This is a genomic window from Mesorhizobium helmanticense (genome assembly GCF_003034915.1).
Taxonomy (GTDB): Bacteria; Pseudomonadota; Alphaproteobacteria; order Rhizobiales; family Rhizobiaceae; genus Mesorhizobium; species Mesorhizobium helmanticense.
In genome coordinates, this window is record NZ_PZJX01000099.1 from 1 (window position 1) to 3,248 (window position 3,248).

Annotated in this window: 4 protein-coding genes; 2 read left to right on the forward strand and 2 right to left on the reverse strand. The window is 64.1% G+C overall.

Annotated features, from left to right (window positions below):
* Nucleotides 1-198 precede the first annotated feature (198 nt).
* Complete coding sequence (locus C9427_RS33385; protein ID WP_107653173.1) at nucleotides 199-1,065, reverse strand: LysR family transcriptional regulator; 867 nt, start codon at nucleotides 1,063-1,065, stop codon at nucleotides 199-201.
* 95 nt (nucleotides 1,066-1,160) lie between these two features.
* On the opposite strand from C9427_RS33385, the gene C9427_RS33390 reads away from it, so the two are divergent.
* Nucleotides 1,161-1,760 (forward strand): LysE family translocator, encoded by a 600-nt coding sequence (locus C9427_RS33390; RefSeq protein ID WP_107653174.1) that lies wholly within the window; start codon nucleotides 1,161-1,163, stop codon nucleotides 1,758-1,760.
* Nucleotides 1,761-1,836: 76 nt separating this feature from the next.
* Here C9427_RS33390 and C9427_RS33395 read toward each other — a convergent pair whose 3' ends face one another.
* Nucleotides 1,837-2,631 carry an SDR family NAD(P)-dependent oxidoreductase gene (locus tag C9427_RS33395; RefSeq protein ID WP_107653172.1) on the reverse strand — a complete coding sequence of 265 codons (795 nt, stop codon included), beginning with the start codon at nucleotides 2,629-2,631 and terminating at the stop codon, nucleotides 1,837-1,839.
* Nucleotides 2,632-2,927: 296 nt separating this feature from the next.
* Between C9427_RS33395 and C9427_RS33400 the strand changes: the two genes are divergently transcribed.
* Nucleotides 2,928-3,248 (forward strand): MarR family winged helix-turn-helix transcriptional regulator (locus C9427_RS33400; protein ID WP_146172650.1); only part of this gene is annotated, 321 nt, incomplete at its 3' end.

Genomic DNA, 3,248 nt, shown 5'->3' on the forward strand with positions numbered 1-3,248 from the left:
ACGAATGTGGGGGAGAGGTGGCTCGGCGAAGCCGAGACGGAGAGGGGGACTGGCGCGACAGTGACCAGGTTTCTAGACGTATTCGCCCTACGAAAGCCCCCTCTCCGGCCGCTTCGCGGCCACCTCTCCCCCGCTTTGGCGGGGGCGAGGAACCCAAGTTCTGCCTAGTGGGCGCAGGCTGGCCACAATCAACGACCCTCAAGCCGCCTCTCGCCGCCGCGCCAGACCCTCGCGGATACACGCCGCAAACTCCATTGCGGCAGGCTCGATACCATGCTTCGGCAGACGCAAATTGATCGCGAAATTCGGCAAGGCCGGTAGCTCCGGATCGGGCAGGATGTCGAGGTCGCCAGGCACCGTGGAGGCAAGCCAGGTGGTGACGGCAAGGTCCGAGCGCACCGTCGCCGTCGTCGCGTCGATATTGCCGTTCTCGAACACGGTGCGCCATTCCAATCCGTTCTCGTCGAGCGCCGAAATCACCGCAGGGCGGAAGGCGCAAGTGTCGGCTACCATCGACACCGGCAACGGGCGCTTGGCGCGCGCGACGCCGCCCTTGGCGCCAACCCAGACCAGCCGGTCGACCAACAGGCATTCGCCGGCGGACGGACCGACCCGCTCCTCGATCACGGCAAGGTCCATGGTTCCTGCGGCGAGTGCTGCTGCGAGCTCCGGCGAGGACGCGCAGATCAGTGAAATCTCCACTTGCGGATAGGTCTCGGCATAGGTCTTCAACACCGGCGCCAAAAGGGTGCCGACAAGATCATAGGGCACGCCGATCCGAACCTCGCCCGCAACCGCGTTGCCGTTCATCTCGGTCCAGATCTCGTCATTCAGCGCGAGCAGGCGCCTGGCCTTGCCGAGCAGCCGTTCACCGGCGCGCGTCAATCGCAATCCGCGCCGGTCGCGCTCGAACAGACCGCAGCCCAAAACCTCCTCCAGCCGCTTGATCTGCTGGCTGACCGCCCCTTGCGTCAAATGCAGCGCGTTCGCCGCCGCCGTCATGCTCGCCTTGTCGGCGACGGTGACGAAGGTTCGGATCAGGGCAGTGTCGAGGTTGCGGGTCATACTTGCATTATAGAGGCTAATGCCAAGCATATCAAACATTGCATTTACTGATGGCAATCGACGTCTACCATAGGGCCGTCGACGAAGGACGCCCCATGCTCCAGCCAATCCTGCCGCTCATCCTGTTTGCTTTCGTGGCCACCGCCACGCCCGGCATCGCCACGACCTTGTCCACCGCTTCGGGTGCGCAATTCGGCTTTCGCCGCTCCGTTCCGCTGATGGCCGGCAGTGCTATCGGCCTTGCCACGGTGACCGGCGCTGCCGCCGCCGGGCTCGCCGGCCTGCTGCTTGCCATGCCCTCGCTGCAGCTGGCGATGAAGATCATCGGCTCGCTCTATCTCGTCTGGCTGGCGCTCAAGATCGGCCGCGCCGGGCCACCCAATCTCGATGTGACGATGGCCAGACCCAACAGCTTCTTCGGCGGCGCCGGCATCCAGTGGATGAACCCGAAGGGCTGGGCGATGGGATTGGGTGCCGCGGCCTCGTTCGCCGCGCTGGCCGACGGGCCGGGACAACTTGCGCTGCTGCTGGGCTCGACCTTCGGCCTCACGGCAGCCGTGTCGCTGTCCATCTGGTGCGTGGCAGGCATGCTCTTGGCAAGGCTGCTCAAGACCGAATGGCAATGGCGCGCCCTCAACATCGTACTGGCGCTGGTGCTGGCCGCCTCGATCATTCCAATGTGGCGGACGGCGTAAAGCACAGACCCGGTTCCTCTTCCCCACAGAGCGGAGCGAGGAACCCAAGTGCTGCAGGGCAGGCGCTATCCTACCCTCAAGCCGCGTAGCGCGCCGCAGGCTTGTCGGCGTGCAGGCTGCCGTAGAAGCCTTGCCGGGCACTGAGGAACGCGTCCAGTCTGGCCGCATCTGCGAGCCCCGGCGCGGTGACGGTTTCGCCTCTGGCAAGCCCGACAAGCGCGGCATCGACCAGGTCATCGGCCGTCATGACAATCTCCTTTGGAAGCTTGTCGATATCGCTCCCGGCAAGTTCCCAGAAATCGGTGCGCGTCGCGCCCGGCAGCACGACCTGCGCCTTCACCCCGGTGCCGGCGACTTCGCGATGCAGGGCCTCGGTGAAGTTGACGACATAGGCCTTGGTGCCACTGTAGATGCCGCCGAACGAAGTGTCGAAGGCGAGCACCGAGGCGATGTTGACGATGGCGCCGCGCTTACGCGCGATCAGGCCTGGCAGAACGGCGCGCGTCAGCCGCGTCAAGGCGACGATATTGACCTTGATCATGCGCTCGGCGAGGTCAGCGTCGGCTGTCGCCACCACCTGCGCCCCGCCGATGCCGGCATTGTTGACGAGCAGCGTGATGCTCTCGTCGGTCGAGATCGCCTGCTCGACACGTCGGACGTCTTCGTCGTCGGCGAGGTCGGCGCTGATGACGCTGACCTTGCTTTTGTAGGCATAGCGCAGCTTTTCCGCCAATTCCTCGAGCCGGTCGGCGCGGCGCGCCACCAGCACGAGATCGTAGCCCTGCCCTGCCAGCCGGTCCGCATAGACCGCGCCGATGCCGGACGAGGCGCCGGTGACCACCGCCGTGCCCTTGCCGTTCTGATTGCTCATTGCCCTAATCCTTCTCTTGTTCCTGGCTTGCCCGGTGGGCAATCGCCCTCGCCTTGCTGGAAAGCTGCTGAGTTCAATTTAGCGGCATATACCACTATTATGAGAAATAGGCATATGCCACTATCTTGTCAATCAGTCGGGCAAAGATTATTCTTGTGGAACCGGCGAACGCCGTTAGCCCTCTACAGCGCCGCGCGTTCTTCCGGGACGCGCAAAGGACGTGTAGCCCTTTGATTTGCGCATGATCCTTTCCGAAAATCGGGACCGATTTTCGGGGTCATGCACTAGGAACCGCCATGACCCAAGCCGCCCTGCCCGGCCTGACCCTTTGCAACTACGCCTCGCTCCGTCGTTCGACACGAAAGCTCGGCCAGTTCTATGACGATATGATTGCCCCTTCCGGCCTGAAGGCCACGCAGCAGGGCCTGCTCTACCAGATCCATATCGGCGACGAGCCGGCGATGGGTGCGATTGCCGAGGCGCTCATCATGGACCTGTCGGCGCTTGGCCATACGCTGAAGCCGCTGATCCGCGACGGTTATGTCGAGACCTTTGCCGACAAGGACGACCGCCGCGTCAAGCGCGTGCGGCTGACGCCGCAAGGCTTGGTCAAGCTC